Below are 19440 nucleotides of genomic sequence, written 5' to 3'. Positions count from 1 at the left end.
TTTAAAAATACACTATGACCTATCCGGCGCAAAAGCCTCAATACTAATAGTTGTAGGTTTACCTGATATAATCTCCTGCGCCAGCAATCCTGTCGCAGCGCCCAGGCTCAACCCCATCATACCATGCCCTGTTGCGATAGTGAGGTTATTGAATTTATTACTCCTGCCAATGTAAGGTAAGCCATCAGCAGATGACGGGCGGAAACCAAACCAGGTATCTTTTTCGGCCGGAACAGCTGGTTTTAAATCAGGGAAATATTTTGGCACCGATTCTACAATGCCCTTCACCCGGTTCGTGTTGATGCGGCTGTTGATCTTATCCAGTTCCATGGTACCACCGTAGCGTAAACCGCCATTCATAGGGGTTATGGCAACACGGGCCTCGGCCAGCAGGGCCGGGATCTGCATGGATGGAATTTCTTCTTTCACATTAAATGAGTAGCCCTTGCCTGGCATCAGCAATATTTTTATACCCAACAGCTTCCCAATTGCCGGCGACCATGAGCCACCTGCAATAATGTATTCATCGGCAGTAAACTTTTCATCAAATGATAAAACGCCGCTTACTTTACCTGCGGTAGTTTCAATTTTGGTTACTTCTTTATTGGTAACCAGGTTTACACCTGCACCTTTAAGGTATTTTATCAAAGCAGCCATTAGCTTATTTGGCGATAGGTGCGCATCGCAACGGTAATGCACCGCGCCCAATACATCAAGCTTAAGGGTGGGTTGCAGTTTAACACACTCAGCCGGACTAAGCACTACCATATCCAAACCTAATTCCCTACCCTTTTCGGCCATGTGGGCTTCTTCTTCTCCTGCTTTTTCTGTTTTATAAAACATCAGGATGCCTTTCTCTACCAAACCGAAATCAAAACCCGGTTCTTTGCTCAAATCCTCGTAAAGCTTCTTACTTAATAAGGAAAGCTCGGTTAATGGTACTGCCGACCGTTCCACATGCCCGGCGTTGGCTTTCTGTAAAAATTTTAGTCCCCAGGAAATTAATTGCGGGTTGATGGATGGCTTAACATAAAAAGGGCTTTTGCTGTTAAACATCCAGCGGATTCCCTGTGTAACCATACCAGGGGTAGCAAGCGGAATAAAATGACTTGGCACTATCATACCCGCGTTTCCATATGAGCAGTTATCGGTCATATCACCTTTATCAAGCACCGTAACCTGGTGCCCGGCCTTATGTAAATAATAAGCCGAACTTAAACCAACTATCCCACCACCAATGATCAGCACTTTTGCCATATTTTTTTGAAGCTTAAAGCGAAAGGCATAAAGCCAAAAGCTTAAATATTGTATAATTTAATCATAACCGTCATTGCGAGGTACGAAGCAATCCCCGATAGGCAGGTCGGCCATGCTGGTCGCTCTGTAATGTTGGGGATTGCTTCGTACCTCGCAATGACGGATTTAATATTTCTTGATCTATTTATTAACCTTATATCACCTGGAAACCGTGAGCATACGGATCGTCGTCATCTATCTTGATAGTGTTGTAGCCATATACCTTGGCCCAACCTTCCACACTGGGGATAATAGCATCCATCTCATTGATCTTTACCACTTCCTCAACCCTGCCGGTAAATTTACTACCGATGATGCTTTCGTGAATAAAAGGCTCGCCAACTTTCAGTTTACCTTTTGCAAACCACTGTGCCATGCGGGCCGATGTACCCGTACCGCAAGGGGATCTGTCAATGGCTTTATCGCCATAAAAAACAGCGTTACGGGCGGTAGCATCTTCCGATAACGTAGCACCGGCCCAAAGGATATGTGTACAGGTATTGATAGTAGGATCCTGTGGATGAACAAATTGATATTTTTCATTAATACGCTTGCGCAACACCTGGCTCCAGGCTATCAACTGCCCGGCAGTGTAATTTTCAAGACCGGCAAAATTTGGCTGCGGATCAACAATGGCGTAATAATTACCGCCGTAGGATACATCAATGGTCAGCATTCCCAGGTCGGGGCACTCTACCTGTAAATTTGTTGCGGCAAGGTATGCTGCAACATTCCTCAGTTTTACTGATGTTACCTTTTTACCTTCCTGCTTATATTCTATCAGTACAAGGCCTGCCGGTGCTTCCATGCGCACTATACCGGGTACCCTAGGCGTTATCAATCCCTCTTCAATAGCAATGGTGATAGTGCCTATAGTGCCATGCCCGCACATAGGCAGGCAGCCGCTGGTTTCTATAAACAATACAGCCACATCATTTGCGGGATCATGAGGTGGGTACAATATACTGCCCGACATCATATCATGCCCCCTTGGCTCAAACATCAGCCCCGTACGAATCCAGTCGTACTCTTTTAAAAAATGCTGGCGCTTTTGGCTCATGTTATCGCCCTTAAGCGTTGGCCCGCCGCCGGCAACCAGTCTAACCGGGTTGCCGCAGGTATGCGCATCTATACAAAAAAATGTTTTACTACTCATTATATAAGCCAAAAGCTTAAGGCAGAAAGCCAAAGGCTAACTGCAAGCTTTAATTTTAAGATAGGTTAACTTGATATCGAATATTAAGCTTCAACTTCGCTTAATTTTCCCCAGCTGCCTACAGGCAATACAGGGCGTACCGCTAAAGCGTCATTGATGATCTTTTGCACTTTAGCACGCTCTTCGCCAATTAATGGTAAACGCGGAGCACGTACATTTTCGGTACCAATACCGGTAGCAACTTCGGCAAGTTTTATATATTGTACTAATTTTGGGTGGATATCAAGCTCAAGCACAGGTAAAAACCAACGGTAGATAGCTAAAGCTTCTGCAATCCTGTTAGCTTTTACCAAACGGTAAATAGCAACGGTTTCTTTAGGGAAGGCATCAACCAAACCGGCAACCCAACCATCAGCACCCATCACTAAACTTTCCATAGCCAACGGATCAACACCTGTAAATACGGCAAAACGGTTACCAAAACGGTTAAACATCCGGGTTACATTTGACACATCGCGGGTTGATTCTTTTACCGCCTTAATATTATCAAAAGCAGCTAACTGCTCAAACATGTTCAGCGTAACTTCAACCTTATAATCAACCGGGTTGTTATAAATCATGATCGGCAACTGCGTACTTTTAGCAACCGCACCTATGTAGGCAAGAGTTTCACGTTCCTCGCTATTGTAGCGCATTGGCGGCAACAGCATCAGTCCATCTGCACCGGTATCAAACGCTTTTTGAGCACAGGCTACAGCTGCTTTGGTGGTTTGCTCGGCAATGTTCAGTATCACAGGCACTTTACCATTAACAAAAGCAATGGTATGCTCCAGTAACGAAAACTTTTCATCGTCGCTAAGCACACTGGCTTCGCCTAATGATCCGCCTAAAATAAAGCCGTCAACACCGGCTTCAAGCTGTGCATTTAAGTTGATGTCAAATGCATCAAAATCAATTTCGTCACTATCTGTGAACTTTGTAGTTACCGCGGGGAATACGCCTTTCCAGTCAAAAGTTATCATTACTAAATATTTTTTTCAAAAGTAATACAGTATTATAAATTATTGAGCTAACAATTTAGCAATCATTACCCATATTTTAGCATGTATGATCTTTTTTTGTGGAGGAAACGATTAAGAAAGGATAATTTGAGTTAAGATATGATTACCTCATACCTAAAAAGCAGTTGTTATCCTTGAATTTGTTCATGGATCCGGTCTGTTGACAAGGACGTGACTCCGGGAATTACTTAGACTTTTTTATCGACGAGCTTCTGATCATCAATTCTGTTTTTAAAATAATGGATTTTGATTTCTCCGGAGCCGATGGTGCATTAAGTTTATTTAGTAAAACGGTTATCACATTATCTGCAATCTCCTCTACAGGCTGGGCTATGGCCGATACAGGCGGAGTGTGTAATTTAAAAACATCATGATCATCAAAAGATATGAGTGCTATGTCGCCGGGGACTTGTATATTAAGCTCTTTCATGATCTTAAGGCAGCAGATACCAATGTGGTTGTTACCAAAAAGTATGGCATCAAGATTTTGGTTCGCCTTTAAAAAATCACGCAATGGCTCCATGATCAGTTCGTCGTTGTGGTTAAACGCAATCTCCTTTATTATAGCATCAAGGTTTTCGCTTTTTATGGCCTCACTATATCCTTTTACACGATCAACCATTTGTGTTTGCGGTGAAAAAAATGTAACGAAGGCGATTTTCTTAAATCCCTGCTCAATAAAGTGACGTGTAGCATTGTATGCGCTAAAAAGATTATCTATCTCAACAAAATCTGCATCTACTTTAGGTAAATGCCTGTCAAACAATACGACCGGCATACCATCTTTTAGCAGCGATTCAATATCTTCCTCAATCCCTTCAGGCGGAGCCATAATATAACCATCCACATGCCTGTCCCTAAACATATCTATCAGTTCGCGGGTTTTGTGGGTATCGTTATCGGTACTGCAATAAATAATTTTGTAGCCGTTTTTGTAGGCGCGGTCTTCAATCAGCCTGGCTATGCTTGCAAAAAAAGGGTTCGAAATATCCTCCACCATTAAACCTATGGTATTTGACTTACCTGTACGTAAACTTTTGGCAAGCGAATTGGGCTTATACCCTACTTCAGTTACATATTTCATTACGCGTTCAACCAATTCGCTGCTGATCCGTTTTTCCTGGGCGCGACCGTTCAGGATAAACGAAATAGTAGTTTTTGATACGTTTAACGCATTGGCTATATCAACAATCGATAGTTTTTTTTTCACCCTCTTATTTTATTTACTTCAAATATTGGGTAATATATTAAATTGAATTTATACGCTAAACCTTTAATCGATTTATTTTAATAATAAATCGGTTTACTAATCTTAGTATCCTTATTAATAATAGTTTACTAAAGTAGTATATCATAAAAAACGCTCCAACAATTTGCCGGGTTGTGTAGGCTGCTAAAAAGAATCCCGATTTTAACTCATCGACGGAAAAGATATGCCTTTGATCTTCCTAAACAATTCTACCGCATACAGGTCTGTCATCCCCGATACAAAATCCAGCACGCTTTGAATTTTTGAATAATCATCCTGTTTGCTGGTCAGGAATTGTTTGGGGATCAATTCAACCAGTTTTTGATGGTATTTGGAGCTATTTTGCAAATAGGCCGGAATAAACTCCTCCAGTATACCTCCCATAACCTTATAACCCGCAACCTCTATTTGTACTACCGACGAATAGTTATAGATTTTTTTTACTGATAGCTTTGTGATGTTTTTCATGATAGAGCGAAACGGCTCATCTATCATATCAATCAGTGAATAATTAAAATCTCCATCCAAAATAGTTTGCTGCTCCTGGTAAAACAATTTGGAACAGGCTTGTATCAGTGTATTGATAGACCGGGCACGTAAATACGCTACTTTAGCATCTGTATCATCAATGTCTTCCAGCCTGGCTTTCATTTTAGGATCGTTGCATAATGGCAGCATTATATCTTCAACTTCCTGGTAGGATAATATTTTTAAGCGATGGGCATCTTCCAGGTCGATAATATTATAACAAATATCATCGGCGGCCTCTACCAGGTATACTAATGGATGGCGCTTATATATCAAAGGCGATTCTTGCACCTTACTCAACTGAAGCTCCGACGCTATCTTTTCAAATCCCGCCTGTTCCGACTGGAAAAAACCATACTTTTTGGTATAGATGTTTGTTTTATCGCCACCAGCAATGGAAGCACACGGATATTTAGCAATAGCGGCAATGGTAGTATAGGTAAGGGCAAAACTGCCGTATCCTTTGCCTGCATAAGGATGGGTTAAAATGCGCAGCGCATTGGCATTACCTTCAAAATTGACCAGGTCGCTCCATTGCTCAGCGGTAACGCTTTTTTTAAAACGCATACCGTCACCATCGGTAAAGTAATGGGATATTGCAGATTCGCCCGAATGCCCGAATGCCGGATTACCAAGGTCATGCGCCAAACATGCCGCAGATACGATGTTGCCAATCTCGCTGATGAGTGGCAGGCGGGTATCCAGATCAGGCTCTTCTTCCTTTAATTTATTATAATATATGCGACCTAATGACTTGCCAACACTGGCTACTTCCAGGCTATGTGTAAGCCGGTTATGAACAAAGATGCTCCCCGGCAAAGGGAATACCTGGGTTTTATTCTGCAGCCTCCTGAATGGTGAAGAAAATATAATACGATCATAATCCCTTTGAAACTCAGAACGTGCATCGGCCTGACTTGCAATATATTTATCCTCATACCCCCACCGTTTAGCGGATAATAATGTTTCCCAATTCATAATATGCGATGTATAAAATCTTCGTTTTTATTGCCCGGCAATATTATCCTATAAATTTCAATAAACTAAACAGTATTGAACATTTTATGATCATAAGTAGCATGGCGCTAATTAGCTTCCCAAATTACTTCAACCTCAGTCCTCCTGTTCAGTTGATGATCTGTTTCGGCACATTTTATATGTTCTGCACATTTGTTTACAAGGTGTGTTTCGCTGTAGCCTGTGGCCGTTATTCTCAAAACAGAAATCCCTTTTGCAACAAGGTAATCCGTTGCAGCTTTGGCCCGGCGTTGTGATAGTGCAAGGTTATATTGATAGGATGCCCTTGAATCGCAATAGGACGATAATGCAATTTTTAATGCCGGATATTGCTTTAAAATAGCAGCCAGCTTATCCAGTTCTGCAGCGGCATCGGGCCTGATGAAGGATTTATCAAGGTCATAATAGATAGTCCTGACCGAAAAATCCGGATTTGTTGTGGCAAACACAGGCTTGGGCGATTCGGCCGCCGGCTTTATTGGTACAGTATCCTTAGTGAGGGTAAAAGTATAAATATCGTCGCTGCCCTTGCCGTTATCGCGGTTTGATGACAGGTAACCACTTTGGCCATCCTTAGTTATAAAATTAAAATCATCGCTGGTGGTGTTAATGGGGTATTTCAGGTTTTGCGGTGTACCCCAATTAGCCTTTTCGCCATGCGCGGCATAAATTTCGTAGCCGCCCATACCGGGCAAGCCCTTGGATGCGTAATACAAAATGCCATTTTCATCTACATTAGGAAAGTTTTCCTCCTCTCTGCTGTTAATGATTTGGCCACAATTCACGGGCTTTTCCCATAACCCATCCGCAAGTTTTTCACAGTACCACAGGTCGGTTTTACCCATACCCCCGGGCATATCTGAACTGAAATAGATCAGCTTACCATCCCTGGATAAGGCAGCATTACCAACCGAATACAGTTGAACATTATTGTAAGGGAAACTACCCGAGATAACCCAGCGTTCATTCTTTTTTACAGCCATTACCAGTTGCAGGCGGCGTGTATAAAGCCTTTGCCCGTTTTTGCCAATACGCTTATCTATTGGTATTTTCTTAGCCATTACTTCGGTAGTAAGCGTAATGTAGGCGGTGTCGCTTGTATGGTTCAAAACCATCGGACCAACATGATATGCATCTTCAAATTCCGTGCTATTACCTCCATCTAAAGAAAATGGCTTTGTTTCCCTGGTGTTTAAATCGTATGTATATAATTTAAACCAGCCATTGCCGGTACGTTTATCTATTTTACCATCGCCAGCTTCACGGTCGGATGTGAATACAATCCCTGCTTTGCCATCGTAAGCTGCTCCCCAGTCAGAATATAGGGTGTTTACATTCCCGGCATTGCTCACCTTGTATAGCGATGGCTGCTTCATSCACACCATGGCCGAATCACAATCGGCCATTTTTAGGGCTAAGGCTCTATCATCATCTGTGAAGTAAAGTTTATATTGCTGTTTGGCCTGGTCAAACTTCTGATCCCTGAGCAATACTTCGGCATAAAAATAATGACTGAGCTTTTCGGCTTTAGGATCTGTTAACGCTTTTACATACCATTCTTCAGCTTCCGGGTAATGGTTTGTATAGCGGTAGCAGGTGGCAATGCGCTCTGCCAGTTTCACATCTGGTTTTCCGCGATCTGCCAGTTTCAGGTAGAATTTCAGGCTTTTGAAATATTCATAGCGTTCAAAAAACTTATCGGCCTGTTGCTTTATGGATAACTGCTCTTGTCCGCAGACTACCTTTGCAAGCAAAGTCATAAACATCCCGATCAATATAAACTTCCTCATCTGCTTAAAAATATCGTGGACTAATAACTCTTTGATTTTTACCCGGGAAACTGATACTGAGCGACAGCTCGTGCGATCCGCTTTGCGAACTGGCCAGCTTACTGGTTGTAAAATCATAAGAGTAACCTATCCTGAAATGGTCATTCGCATAAAACTGTACTATAGCTGCTACTGCGTCGGTTTTGTCCAGTCCGCTTTGCAGGTTGCTTTTATTCCATAGGTTAATTCCGGTACGGTAGGATGCCCCCAGCCATACCGTCTTGTTAAACACCACATAATTACTTACATCCATATTGGTTGGCCCTTTAAAATCCTCCTTGATCATCAGTGAAGGTTTAAGATCGATGAATGGGTTCAGCGGGATCATGGTACCACCCATTAAATACACTGTTCGTGCTTGCTTATACTGCTGCAAATGATCAACCGCATTACCCAGCCCCCATAACAAATTAAATACCGATGCACCAAAATAAACCTTTGGCGAGTAATAGTATACCCCGAAACGAAAATCGGGCGTCACATTACTTTGGATTCCCGCAGGTATATTGGCGTCGCCATCATCCGTGGCGTTAAATTTAGTACCATCTAACCGGTATTGTATGGCCCCGAAGCCAATCCCGAAGCTTAACCGTTTGGTGTCATCTTCATCCAGCCTCAACCGGTAGGCGTAGTTTAAATATACTGATGAAGTGCTTTCGGGGCCCAATTTATCAAACGTAGCAATGAGTCCTAACCCAATATTTTGATTGGTACTGTTTGTTAAACCATCAACCGATACCGTACCCGTTTTGGGTGCATCATTAATTCCCACCCATTGAATGCGGCTGCTTAAGTTGACAGTCCAATCCTCTTTATAACCGGCGTAAGCCGGGTTTACTGCCAAACCATTAAACAGATACTGGCTAAACTGTATACTTTGCTGGGCCTGCAATTTTACTGTGAGTAAAACAAGGCCGGTTATTAGCATATATAGTTTACAGCTACGCATCATTTACTTAATTTTAAAAACACCCAGCCCTTAAACGGGATGGTTTCGCCGGTATGTTCTTTCCTGTTCAGGATATAATAGTAGGTGGCTTCGGCCAGGCCGTTGCCGCTCCAGTCGTTCTTATAATTATCAGCCCGGTAAACCTCATTACCCCAGCGATTAAAGATCAGCAATTGTGAACCGGCATAGCTTTCAAGGCCCACAATTTTAAAAGCATCATTTTTGCCATCATTATTGGGAGTGATGATGTTGGGAATATCCAGATCGGTTGATATAACCTTTAGCACCACCGTATCCGCGCATCCGCTGGTGTTGGTATAAATGAAATGATACAGGCCCAAACTATTTAAGCCTGTTATGGTAGTGGCGGCACTTGCCGGATTGGTAATTGTGGCTGCCAGCGCATCATTGCCGGCCTGTGTCCAGGTACCCATACCTGTAGCAGCCATTGTAGCCTGCGCGTTTTGCAATATCGTTTGATCGGGACCGGCATCCGGGCCAATGGTAATGTTAACAGTATTGGTTTTAATGTTGTTACACCCCGTACCAGATGGCAATGCGCTGCACTCAATAGCCGCGTCCGCCGGTGGCGTTGCATCGGGATTCGTAGCGTCAGGATCGGTTACATCTGCCGGGCGCAAAATTCCCGTAGAAACGGTAAGATCGCCACCTGCTGTTAAGGCCACCTTCCCTGTCATAGTAAATGTACGTACCGCTCCATTGGCCAGGTTGATATTGGCATGATACGCATTTGCTGTAATTGTACCGCCATTTACTGTGGATACCCCGGTAGTTGCTGCGCTACTAACCGATAACCCACTAATTTCGGCAGGAAAATTAAAGCTGAACTGCGCAGTACTAATATCGGATGGCCCGTTATTTTTTACGGTTACCTTGTATATAACCGGTTGACCCGAACAAGCCGTTATAGCAGAAATATTTTCTACAGAAAGATCGGCCTCCTGCATCACAAAACTAACGGCAGTATTTACCGGATTACTTTTAATATAGCTCCAGGTATCAATGCATTTGTTATTGCCAAAATCAGCATCATTATTAGGGATAGCTGTGCTGGTGCCCCATTTATGGCCGTTTATGGCACTGCTTAAACCTGTAAGATTTTTAATTGGGTTTGATGGCGTGCCTACAACCGTTATGGGTGTATCATCCCAATAAAGCGAATCATCGGGGGCAAAAGTACCATTGGTACGACTGAGCAGTAACCCATTCACATTTCGCTCTACATCAAAAAATGGGAAATGCACCTCCCCGGCTGTGGTAGTTATAGCTATATTGGCTTTATAAAGCGCGGCGGTATTAGCCGTTACCTTGTTGCCCAATCCATCCAAACCATCCCAATGCACCTGGTTGGCGCCGGCATTTGCCTGACCGGTTAGTCTCCGGTCGATAGCGTCGGTGTACAGGCCATTGCGGTTCACATCAATGGCAATTATGTAGCTACCGTTACCGGTAATATTAAAGGTAAAATCGGCTCCTAAAGGGCTGGTACCAGCCTTTCCTGCGGTTCCTTCTGTCCCGGTAAAAGTTACATTGCTTATTGCAGGTGCAGCAGGTGTATTTAACAGCCAGGTTGTGGCAGAACCCGGCGTATTAGCAACGGCCGGCATATCTGCCGCCGGGGTGTTAAAGAATATTTTCTGCGTAATATCTGTTGGTGTATCAGCCGCCCGCGGATCCTGCACATTAATATTGGCACTAAGGCCGTTGATACTTTTATAAGATGCTAAACCATCGGCATTCCTAAAACCTTTATTGTTTACAAAAAAGGTAAATCCGTTGCCTGCCTGCCCATTATTGTTGAGTGTATACCGGTATCCATCCCTGGTTAAAATATGAAATATGCCATTAAACCCTACATTGAACGTACCCAATATGCCCGAAAAAACCTGTGTATAAACTCTGCCGCTTATAAAGCCGGTGTTAGTAGCATTACGTACAGATACATCAAAAGCGGCTATATACTCGGCAGTTGGTTGGGTCCAATTGGCACTGGCGGGTACGGCAGGTGGGTTTCCGCCAAGATCGACGCCGGGATTTTCTGCAATAAAGTCAACTTCCCAAACTCCTTCCTGTCCTGCCTGAACAATTTTAATAAATGGGGTATAACCGCCCGTATTAGGCAGAGGCCCGGCCATTTCTTGTGCGCGATTAAGGATAAGGCCATTGTTTCCTGCAGCCACGCTGGTATAAGTGGCGCCGTCGGGTGCGCGCAGGCTGATGGAACCTGAATTAATTCCCTGGGCACTTGAGCCTGCATAAATACTTTCGCCAACCTTTACATACACCTTCATGGTACCTAAAGTTGGGAAAGGGAATGATGCATTGTTTGTAGTAGTGCTCGAAAACAGGTAGGCCCGGCTGCCACCGTTTGAATTTAGCTCCTTACTGCCCTCGGCCAGCAAACCGGCGGGTACTATTAAAATAAACAAAACCGCTATTACTGTAATGAACCGGCTCATTACCGGTAATTTATAACATTTACAAAGCTTATAGTGGGCTAAGGTTACGCTTTTCAGCATGTACGTTTTTTATAAAGCGGTAAGTTATAAAAAGCAGGTGAAATGAGGATAAAAAAATCAGCCGGATAAGAAAGAATAATTAAGTATTTCACCGATCGTAATACCTGCTCCGCATTCTTTTTCTATTGTATTTACTTTATTAAGATTTGTTAATAAGTAAACAACCCGAAAGCTTAATTTGATACCTTTATTAAAAAATAAAACCTGTTTCCTTGCCTTTTTCCTAATATTTAACTACCTATTACCTAAAAAATCGTAATTTTATATCGTCTTATCGCTTCGTGATTTTGGGCATAGTTAATAACAAATAAAAAGTGCATGAATAGTATTCATAATAAAGATATTGGGACAAAACAAAAAGCGCTTGCCATTAATCTCGACCCCTCAATTTATGGCTCGTTTGCCGAAATTGGCGCCGGACAAGATGTAGCCGCCAATTTTTTCAAGGCTGGTGCATCATCGGGCACCATTGCCAAAACCATGTCGGCTTATGATATGACCTTTTCTGATGCCATCTACGGAGTGCAGCAGGTGCGCCGATATGTAAGTGAATCGCGCCTGATTTCGATGCTTGATCATGAGTATGGCCTGTTAATTGAACGCCTGGCCAAGCAGCGCGGAGATACAACAACATTCTTTGCCTTTTCTGATACGGTATCGGCGCTTAATTATAACAAAACAAATGATGGGCATGGCTGGATGGGCGTGCGTTTTCAGCTGGAGCCGAATGGAGCGTTTAACGATGTAGTGCTACATGTAAAATTATTAGATAATGATAATAATTTGCAGCAACAAGCAGTAGGAATATTGGGCGTAAACCTCATGTATGCCTGTTTTTATTACAATGAGATCGCTCCTGTGTTTTTGCTTTCATTAATGGATAACCTATCCAGAGACCGGATCCAGATAGATATGATCCGTTTTGAAGGACCCGACTTTACTAAGGTAGATAACCGCCTGATGAGTTTACACCTGGTAAAATATGGCTTTTCGGATGCGGCCGTTTTTAGCCCCAACGGTAAAAATCTGCAGCCTTCTGAAGTTTTGTATAAGAAGCATATCGTGGTGATACGCGGACGTTTCCGCCCAATCATTAATGTGCATTTAGATATGCTCAATACGGGTGTTAAACAATTTATGCAGGAACCCGATGTTGACAAGGAAAACGTTGTGGTAGTTACCGAACTTACGTTGCAATCATTAAAAGAAAGGAACGCCGACCTGACTGCAGAAATTGATGAAAAAGATTTCCTTGATCGGGTGGATATTCTATGCTCGCTTGGGCAAACGGTAATGATCTCCAATTTTCATGAATATTATAAATTAGTGGCCTATCTGTCAAAGATCACTAAATTGAAGATGGGCGTGGTTTTGGGCTACCCCAACCTGGAATATGTTTTTTCTGAGGAACATTACCAGGATCTTCCGGGTGGTATTCTGGAATCGTTTGCCACCCTATTCAGCCGCAAAGTAAAACTATTCATTTACCCCACTTTGCGTAATGGGGTTATCTGGAATTGCCTTAAGTTTAATCCACCTCCTCACCTCATGGATCTGTACCGTTACCTGATAGCCAATAATAAAATAGAAGATATCAGGCATTATAATGAGAGTAACCTACATGTAGAAACAGATAAAGTATTACAACTCATAAAACAGGGCGTAAGCGGATGGGAAGAATTTGTACCCGCCGAGGTTGCTACCATGATAAAAGACAGGTGTTTGTTTGGGTATGCCTGTGAAAATACTGCTGTAAAAGATGCTATTGCTAATGAAGATGATAATAAAACCGCAATGGGTACTGTTTAGTCCGGTTTTGCAGGTTTGGCGATTTAATACTCATAATCCAACCCTCTTCGGGATAAAATAGTAATAAGTACCATTACTCCAATACGATATACAAAGCCGCCTCACAATTATTCATGAGACGGCTTTTTTTTGGTGACCAACAAATCAATAGTTAATCACTTATTTAGCAAGGATTTTATTTTGTTAAAAATATCGGTATTGTTAAAAACACCCCTGAAATCAAGCGAATGCGGGCCGTAAGTAAAAACAGGTACAGGCGTGCCGGTATGATCGTTTGTACTAAAATCACCCCAAACATAGCCTTTATTGATATTACCATCCAATAATGTTAAGCCGCCTGTTTCGTGATCGGCAGTAATAATAACCAGTGTTTCGCCATCCTCATCGGCAAAGCGTAGGGCATCGCCAACTACACGGTCAAAGTCGCTGTTTTCGGTAATTACCTGCTTAAGGTTATTGCTATGGCCCCCATGGTCAATCTGCGATCCTTCTATCATCATAAAAAACCCGTTTGGTACATTTTTAAAGGCTTGGGTTACCTTCTTAAATGCCAGCGGCAAATAGTTTCCCCGGCCATCCATTTTGGGCCTGGTTACGCTATCATCCACTAAAGCGAGGATTTTTGTAGCTGGCGTACTTAAAAAATCATCAAAATTACGAATTACGGTATACCCCCGTTGTTTCATTTTATCAATCGGTGTTTGGCCGTTTACCGGGTGGGTAAAATCCTTATAGGCCGAGCCTAAAAATATATCAACAGGTGAAGATACTATCTGATTTGCAATAGCAGTTGCATTGCTCCTTTCAGATTCATGCGCATAAAATGCAGCTGGTGTGGCATCTGTTAACTCGCATACTACAATATCAGCTGTTTTTTTACCGGCATCAGCACTATAATCTGCCAGTGAGCGTAACGGTTTACCAGCCGGATCAACACCTACAGCCCTGTCATTTGTTTTTTGCCCCGAGGCAAAGGCAGTAGCGCCTGCCGCCGAGTCGGTAATATAAGCATCGGCCGAGTAGGTAACAGAAAAGCCGATATTCAGCATCTGGAATATATTAAGCTGCCCCCTGTTGGCAGTATAGGTAGCATATATTTGCGATAAACCCATACCATCGCCGATGCATAAAATGATGTTCTTAACCTTTTTTACTTCACCATCTGATTTATAAGTGGGGTGATATACAGCATATGGCTGCGGGGCTGTATATTCAGCTCTTTCTTTTTTATTCAAAAAATCGCCAAACTCTTCAATCTTATCGGCACCAATTACATCAACTCCCAGGCGCATCATGGCCAGCCAACTACTTTTGGTATCGGGCGTTTCCCAAAAACGTATCATTTTACCGGCATTATGGACACTGTCTATCCCGCCTTTTACCCTGCTTATCTCCTCCGGGTTTAAAACGCCTTTACCATTCCAATGTACATATTTACTGAAGGGAAAACTTACCATGCCTACCTTTTTCCATTCTGCTGTAGTAAAACCATCCAAATGGTCAACATCAAATGACATCCAGGCCGGGTAGTTAACCATTTCAGCAGCAGGCGGAACAGCACCTGTCATCACTATAGATAGCCTGCCGGGATGCCCGTCGTATAAAAAATACTTTTCAAGCGGCTTAAGTTCTTTTATTACCAGTGGCAGTACGGCTTTATAATCTTCTTTAATTTCAATAAGCAGTCTTAAATGCCGTTGCTGATCGCGGTTGAACTTTTCAATTAAGGGATCGAGGTATAAAATTTTAAAAGACCGGCCGGGGCTAATCTCCTTTTTATCATGGGCAACCATTAACTGCCCGTTAACCGCATAAACATCGGCTTCTATAGATCCGAAACCTTTTTCATATGCACGGTAAAAAGGAATATTGTTTTTATAATCGTTATGCGAGTGGGCATCGGCTACCGTATATGCCTTAATTTGGGCAGTGGCCGCCATACTGATGTTGAGCAGCATAGCGGTAAGCAAAATAATTGCAGTACTGTTTTTCRTTTTTATTGTAATGTAAAAAACCGGGCGCTGCCCGGTTTTAAAGGTATAAATTTAATTACCAGCCCGCATTTTGTTTCAACTGGCCCTGGCTTATCTGGATATCTTTAGGCGGAATAGGCCATACATTATCCCTTGCCGGATCAAAGTTGCGCGCTTTCCACACCTCCGAACCGTTGGCGCCGTGTAAGGGTTTTGCATAAGTTGCCTGTGCATCACCCCAGCGCACAAGGTCAAAATTACGATCGCTCCACTCACCGGCCAGCTCAACGCGGCGCTCATGTTTCAAATCGGCCATAGTAACACCTGATTTCGCTGGTAAACCAGCTCTTACACGTACCTGGTTTAAAGCTGCATCTCCATTTTTACCCTGCATAATTTGTGCCTCGGCTTTTATCAGCAATATCTCGGCGTAGCGTAGTAAAGGCACGTTTAAATCAGTTGACGGTTCATCGCCGTTAGGGCTTATATGTATCCCACCTGCATAGCTAAATGGCTCCATGTATTTATTAAACTGGTAACCGGTTAGGCTGTTGCTTTTGCCACCAATGGGGTAAGTATAGGTTTGACCAAAGTATTGAAAAGTATCGCCATTTTTAAGGATGGTTGTCGCCAGCCTTTTATCACCGGTTTCAAACTCGTCAACCAGTTCCTTAGTAGGTTGAAAGTAACCAAAACCATTATATAGCCCCCAGCCTTTATTCTCAAGCATTGCGCCTGGTAAAATACTTTGGCCGTTTAAATTGCTGGCTACAGACCATATATATTCTGAACTATAGTTATTGGCTATTTTAAATACATCGGCATAATTGGTTAATAAGGCGTGTTTTCCACTTGAAATAACCGAATCGRCATATTTTTCGGCATTGACATAGTCTTTTGCGTGCAGGTAAGTTTTAGCCAGGTATGCCCAGGCAGCTGTTTTATGCGCGCGGCCATAATCTGTTTTTGCAAGCTTATCAAAATAAGGCAACAGCGATGCCGCTTTCTTTAAATCAGCCTCGATGTATGCATAATTGTCTTTTACGGATGCCAGCTGTAGTGGGAATGCAATTGGATTAGCACGGTTTTGAACAGGTGCGCCTTGTTTATCTGTACCATATAAATCGGCTATTTCCAGGTGCATTACAGCGTGTACAAAATAAGCCTGCCCCAATATAAAGTTTTTGGTGGCCTGATCCATATTGATGGCCGGAACGTTAGCTATAACGTCATTTGCCCTTTTCATCACTATAAAGTGTAACGACCATGGCGCATAAATACTGCTTTCGTTACCTGTACAAACAAAGTTTTTTATATTTTCCCTATCGGCAGATGTGCGGCCAACAACCATATCGTCGCTGGCGTTGATAAGCCAAAAGTAGCCCCTCCCGTACATATCCTCGCTATTACTCTGTTTTTCATATAAGCCATTGGCTGCTGCCTGGGCATCACTGGCCGTTTTCCAGAAGTTGGCTGTTGTGGGCGTGCCTGTAGGTTTAATATTATCTAAAGTGCCTTTTTTACAACCTTGCATAACTATAACAATCATTGCACCCAGCAAGCCTTTTGTAACTATATTTTTGATTTTCATCTTATTATCTCCTTAAATTCTTGTATGTATATGATTATAAGCCTACGTTAACACCAATTAAAATTATTCTTGATTGTGGATAAAGACCTAAATCAACACCGTTTTGACCGATACCAACCTCGGGGTCCAGACCTGAATATTTTGTGAATGTGGCCAGGTTTTGTGCATTGGCAAAAATCCTTGCACTACGTACCCCAATTTTATTTATCAGCGTTTTAGGCAAGGTATAACCCAGCGTTACGTTTTTGATACGCATATATGAACCATCTTCTACATAAAAATCAGATACATTACCAAAGTTGCCATTGGCATCACTTGCCGAAAGCCTTGGTATGCTGGTATTGGTATGGGAAGGCGACCACGCATTTTTAGCATCGGCCAACAAGTTATAGTTCTGGATAGACGCATTTAAACCAGTATACTTAACAGCATTGAAAATTTTATTGCCGGCAATGCCCTGCAAAAACACACTCAGATCGAAATTGCCGTAGTTAAAGTTGGCAGTAAACCCATAATTGAATTTTGGAAAAGGGGTACCTATATAGGTTTTATCGGCATCGCTAAGCTTGCCATCGCCATTAAGGTCAAGGAATTTTATATCGCCCGGTTTTGCATTTGGCTGGATAAGCGTGCCCGTTGAGCTTTTATAGTTGTTTACCTCATCCTGTGTTTGAAATAGCCCCGCAGTTTTGTATCCAAAGAAAGAATATAATGAGTACCCTTGCTGTAATTGAACCGGCACAAGGTTACCCCTTACAGTAGGGTTTGACAGGATAGCTTGCTGCCCTGGCAAAATATCCATGATCTTGTTTTTAATATAAGAACCATTGGCAGCAAAGTTATAGTGAAGCTGACCAATACTGCTCTGGTATTTAACCGCTAATTCGATACCCTTGTTCTGAATCTCGCCTCCATTTACAAATGGTGCGTTTGATACCCCAAAAACAGCCGCTACGGGAGGTTGAAATATAAACTGCGTATTTTTCTTTACAAATACATCACCCGTAATATTTAACTGACCATTCATCAAACCTAAATCAAAACCGATATCGGTTTGAGTTGCTTTTTCCCATTTTATGTTCGGGTTTGCCAAACCATCAACTGCAGAACCCGCTATGATTGCAGCAGGACTGCCGAGATAACCTGAAGTTTTGGTTAAAGATACAGAGGTAGGAAAATTTGGCAAACCAGCCAGGTTACCCGATTTACCATAGCTTGCTCTTAATTTAGCAAATGAAACCAGGCCATCGGCAGGAAAGAACGATTCTTTACTGATCAGCCATCCGGCAGATACCCCTGGATATATTTGCGTCCGGTTTTTATTCCCTATAATTGATGAAGCATCACGACGAATAATGCCGTTAACAAAGTATTTGCCTTTATAATCGTACCCTACCCTGCCCAAATAAGAGATAAGGGCCGCTTCATTTTTATTGCCCTGCAAAGGCACACCGGTAGGGTTGAGCGTACCATTAATAATATATCGGTAAGCCGGATCTTCGCTTTGGTAATTATCCGTATTAACGCTAAAAAATTCCTGTGTATCATCCTGGTAAGTATAACCCGCCAACGCGCTGATGTGATGATCCTGGCCAAATGTTCTGTCAAATGTCAGGGTTTGCTCGGCAAGTATGGTCCTGGAATTGTTTTGTTGCTGTAAAAGGAAGTTATCAAAAAACTTTTTCCCGGGTTCCAATATCCTGGTGCTGAAGTTTTTGATAGTTTCCAGGTTTTTAGTTACCGCCAGATTTGAGCGAAACTTTAGGCCCTTAAGTATGCTAATTTCCACATAAGGGTTTATGGTGAAGCTGGTAACCGCATCGCTGTTATCCAAACGTTTTAAATAAGCAACCGGGTTAATAACATCGCCGTAAGAACCAGCATACTGTGCAGGCACACCGCCAAAGCTGCCATCGGCATTATAAATTGACGCGTTGGGCGGATAAAATATGGCCGACAATATAGCACCTGTATAAGCGCTTGTTGTATTGGCCCCCTGGCCGTTATTGTAGGAAAAGGACATGCTTTCGCCCATTTTAAGCCAGTCTTTTATCTGGTGATCAGAATTTACCCTGAAGTTGTAACGCAGCGCATTTGTATTTAAAAGGATAGCATCGTTTTTACGATAACCTCCCGACACATAAAATGTCGATTTATCATTACCACCGCTTATATTAAGGCTATAATCCTGTACATGCCCTGTTCTGAAAAGCGCATCAGTCCAGTTGGTGCGGGTAATACGCGAATCGGGGTTTACAGTTGCATCAAAAGCTGGCAGGCGGGTTTTACCTGCATTATCATAGGCAGTATTAATGGCATCAGCGTATTCGGCCGCATTTAAGGCCTGCAATATTTTTAAAGCATTTTGATTACCCCCTTTTACCGAAATATCCAAATTGGTTTTGCCTTGTTTACCACGTTTTGTGGTTATTAGTATTACAC

At 42.6% G+C, this 19440-nt stretch carries 12 protein-coding genes; 1 reads left to right on the top strand and 11 read right to left on the bottom strand.

Going from position 1 to position 19440, the window contains the following annotated elements:
* Nucleotides 1–12: 12 nt before the first annotated feature.
* The 8 genes from AC1DPZ_RS03650 to AC1DPZ_RS03615 form a co-directional block, all read right to left on the bottom strand.
* Complete coding sequence (locus AC1DPZ_RS03650) at nt 13–1257, bottom strand: NAD(P)/FAD-dependent oxidoreductase (protein ID WP_477401323.1); 1245 nt, start codon at nt 1255–1257, stop codon at nt 13–15.
* Between the two features lie 193 nt (nt 1258–1450).
* On the bottom strand, nt 1451–2452 hold the full coding sequence (locus tag AC1DPZ_RS03645) for a 4-hydroxyproline epimerase (RefSeq protein WP_477401321.1): 1002 nt from the start codon (nt 2450–2452) through the stop codon (nt 1451–1453).
* 83 nt (nt 2453–2535) lie between these two features.
* Nucleotides 2536–3474, bottom strand: a complete 939-nt coding sequence (locus tag AC1DPZ_RS03640) for a dihydrodipicolinate synthase family protein (RefSeq protein ID WP_477401320.1) — start codon at nt 3472–3474, stop codon at nt 2536–2538.
* A gap of 223 nt (nt 3475–3697) precedes the next feature.
* Entirely contained in the window at nt 3698–4723 is a 1026-nt protein-coding gene (locus AC1DPZ_RS03635; RefSeq protein ID WP_477401318.1) for a LacI family DNA-binding transcriptional regulator, read from the bottom strand.
* A 201-nt stretch (nt 4724–4924) separates the two neighbouring features.
* The gene (locus tag AC1DPZ_RS03630) at nt 4925–6268 is read right to left on the bottom strand and encodes a deoxyguanosinetriphosphate triphosphohydrolase (RefSeq protein WP_477401317.1); all 1344 of its coding nucleotides are present in this window, start codon (nt 6266–6268) and stop codon (nt 4925–4927) included.
* A 107-nt stretch (nt 6269–6375) separates the two neighbouring features.
* A complete protein-coding gene (locus AC1DPZ_RS03625) occupies nt 6376–8097 on the bottom strand; it encodes an OmpA family protein (RefSeq protein ID WP_477401316.1) in 1722 nt (573 codons plus the stop codon).
* A 4-nt stretch (nt 8098–8101) separates the two neighbouring features.
* Nucleotides 8102–9088 carry a PorP/SprF family type IX secretion system membrane protein gene (locus tag AC1DPZ_RS03620; protein WP_477401314.1) on the bottom strand — a complete coding sequence of 329 codons (987 nt, stop codon included), beginning with the start codon at nt 9086–9088 and terminating at the stop codon, nt 8102–8104.
* Nucleotides 9085–11625: a T9SS type B sorting domain-containing protein gene (locus tag AC1DPZ_RS03615; RefSeq protein WP_477401312.1), complete on the bottom strand. Its 2541-nt coding sequence runs from the start codon at nt 11623–11625 to the stop codon at nt 9085–9087. The genes AC1DPZ_RS03620 and AC1DPZ_RS03615 overlap by 4 nt, the downstream gene beginning before the upstream one ends.
* 318 nt (nt 11626–11943) lie before the next feature.
* Here AC1DPZ_RS03615 and AC1DPZ_RS03610 point away from each other — a divergent pair, with 318 nt between their 5' ends.
* Nucleotides 11944–13434, top strand: a complete 1491-nt coding sequence (locus AC1DPZ_RS03610) for a TonB-dependent receptor (RefSeq protein WP_477401310.1) — start codon at nt 11944–11946, stop codon at nt 13432–13434.
* A gap of 155 nt (nt 13435–13589) precedes the next feature.
* On the opposite strand, the gene AC1DPZ_RS03605 is transcribed toward AC1DPZ_RS03610, so the two are convergent.
* From AC1DPZ_RS03605 to AC1DPZ_RS03595, 3 genes are all read right to left on the bottom strand, one after another.
* The gene (locus AC1DPZ_RS03605) at nt 13590–15392 is read right to left on the bottom strand and encodes an alkaline phosphatase (RefSeq protein ID WP_477401309.1); all 1803 of its coding nucleotides are present in this window, start codon (nt 15390–15392) and stop codon (nt 13590–13592) included.
* Between the two features lie 91 nt (nt 15393–15483).
* The gene (locus AC1DPZ_RS03600) at nt 15484–16998 is read right to left on the bottom strand and encodes a RagB/SusD family nutrient uptake outer membrane protein (RefSeq protein ID WP_477401307.1); all 1515 of its coding nucleotides are present in this window, start codon (nt 16996–16998) and stop codon (nt 15484–15486) included.
* Between the two features lie 34 nt (nt 16999–17032).
* Nucleotides 17033–19440, bottom strand: a 2408-nt coding sequence (locus AC1DPZ_RS03595) for a SusC/RagA family TonB-linked outer membrane protein (RefSeq protein WP_477401305.1), incomplete at its 5' end; no start/stop codon positions are given.

It is taken from the genome of Mucilaginibacter sp. P4_G9 (assembly GCF_056400985.1).
The sequence above is the reverse complement of the archived record's forward strand: the minus strand, read 5'-3'. Positions and strand labels throughout refer to the sequence as shown.